Origin of the sequence: Azospirillum sp. TSO5 (genome assembly GCF_003116065.1) — a bacterium.
Taxonomy (GTDB): Bacteria; Pseudomonadota; Alphaproteobacteria; order Azospirillales; family Azospirillaceae; genus Azospirillum.
This window is the reverse complement of sequence record NZ_LGQY01000195.1, coordinates 1-1915: the sequence shown is the minus strand read 5'-3', so window position 1 is coordinate 1915 and position 1915 is coordinate 1. Positions and strand designations below refer to the sequence as shown.

Below are 1915 nucleotides of genomic sequence, written 5' to 3'. Positions count from 1 at the left end.
TGTCAATCGGCTTCCAATTTCCAGCCGGCATCGGCTTGCAATTTCCAGCCACGCTTGCGGTTGCAGAACCTGTTGTCCAGGGAGTCCACGGGAGGGTCCCGCGCGCGCCGCGGAGTGCCCTCATGGCTGACGCAGCGGCGCGCGTGGGAGGGGCCTGTGGGCCCCCCTGGGCAACGGACGGGGGGAAGACTTTGGATCAGGAGCGGTTCTTGAACCGCCAGCTCTCGTTGCCGGTTTCCAGGATGTCGCAGTGATGCGTCAGCCGGTCGAGCAAAGCGGTGGTCATCTTGGCGTCGCCAGCAAACACCGTCGGCCATTCAGCGAAGCTCAAGTTGGTGGTGATCAACACCGAGGTCCGCGAGTACAACTGGCTGAGCGCGTGGAACAGCAGTTGGCCGCCACTCTGTGAGAACGGCAGGTAGCCGAGTTCGTCCAGCACCACGAGATCAACGCGGGTCAACTGGTCAGCGAGCTTGCCCGCCTGCCCGGTCCGGGCTTCGGCCTCCAACCGGTTCACCAGGTCGATGACGTTGAAGAACCGGGCACGGGCGCCGCGGCGCACGCAGTTGGCCGTGATGGCGATGCACATGTGCGTCTTGCCGGTCCCGGTTCCCCCGATGAACACGGCGTTGCGCTGGGTTTCCAGAAAGCCGCCATCGTGCAGCTCGCGCACCAGCCCCTCGTTGAGGGGACTGGCGGTGAAGTCGAACTCGGCCAGCGTCTTGGCCAGGGGCAGCTTGGCGGCACCGAGCTGGTAACGGATCGAGCGCGCCTGCTTCTCCGCCCGCTCCGCCGCCAGCAGATCGCCCAGGATCTGCTGGACGGTGCGCTGCCGCTTCAGCCCGTCGCTCATCACCTCATCGTAGGCGGCACGCATGCCGGCCAAGCTGAGCTCGGCCATCAGCGCCATCAGCTCATGCCGTTCCATGGCATCCCTCCCGCACCGCGCGCAGGCGGTCGTAGCGCCCGCAGTCGGCGGCCGGCTCGATGGACAGCGTCAACGCCGTCGGCACCGCCATGGCCGGTGCCGGTGTGACGTCGTGGCGCCGGGCGAGGATGTTCAGGATCACGTCCCGGCTGTGCGTACCGCTCGCCAGTGCCTCGCGGCAGGCGACCTCCACCGCCTCCAGGCCATCGGTGAGGATGGCGGCGAGCACGCCAACGAACTGCCGGTCAGCGTCGTCGCCGCGGCCCAGGCGGGTCCGCACCGTCGCCAGGGCTGGCGGCAAATCCCAGTCCCGGAACGGCGCCCCGTTGCGCAGCGCCCCCGGCTTGCGGACGAGAACCGGCAGGTAGTGTAGCGGATTGTACCGCGTGTGGCCGTGCCCGAAAGCCCGTGGGTGCTCGGCGACGATCGCGCCGTTGAACCACACCACGATCCGTGTCGCGTAGGCGCGGACCTGCACCGGCTTGCCGGCGGCGATCGCGGCCACGCTGTAGCGGTTGCGGTCAAAGTGGATCAGGCAGGTTTTCGAGACGCTGAGCGTGGCCTCGTGGAAGCCGTCGAAAGGATCGCTCACGGTGATCAGCGCCGGCTGCTCCGCCTGGAACACCTCCCACACCGTCCGGCTCTTATCCTCTGGATGCGACGTCTGTTGGGCCCAGACGATCACCTCGTCGTGCAGGCGTTCGTTCACCTCTTCCAGCGTCTTGGCCCGCAGCCGCGGCGTGAACAGCCGCTGGCGCAAGGTGCCGACCTGGTTCTCGACCTGGCCCTTTTCCCAGCCCGAAGCCGGGGTGCAGGCCACCGGCTCGACCAGGTAATGCGAGCACATCTGGGCGAAGCGGCGGTTGAAGCGGCGCTCTTTGCCGACAAATACGGCGTCCACCGCCGTCTTCATGTTGTCGTAGATGCCGCGCTCGCACAGGCCGCCGTAGAAGGCCGCGGCACGGGCGTGGGCGTCGAATACCATCT

At 67.4% G+C, this 1915-nt stretch carries 2 protein-coding genes; both read right to left on the bottom strand.

Annotated features, from left to right (window positions below; all coding sequences use genetic code 11):
* Positions 1-196: 196 nt before the first annotated feature.
* A complete protein-coding gene (gene istB / locus TSO5_RS31995; RefSeq protein ID WP_109155383.1) occupies positions 197-928 on the bottom strand; it encodes an IS21-like element helper ATPase IstB in 732 nt (243 codons plus the stop codon).
* On the bottom strand, positions 915-1915 hold a 1001-nt coding region (locus TSO5_RS31990; RefSeq protein WP_109155382.1), incomplete at its 5' end, for a DDE-type integrase/transposase/recombinase. The genes istB and TSO5_RS31990, both read right to left, overlap by 14 nt.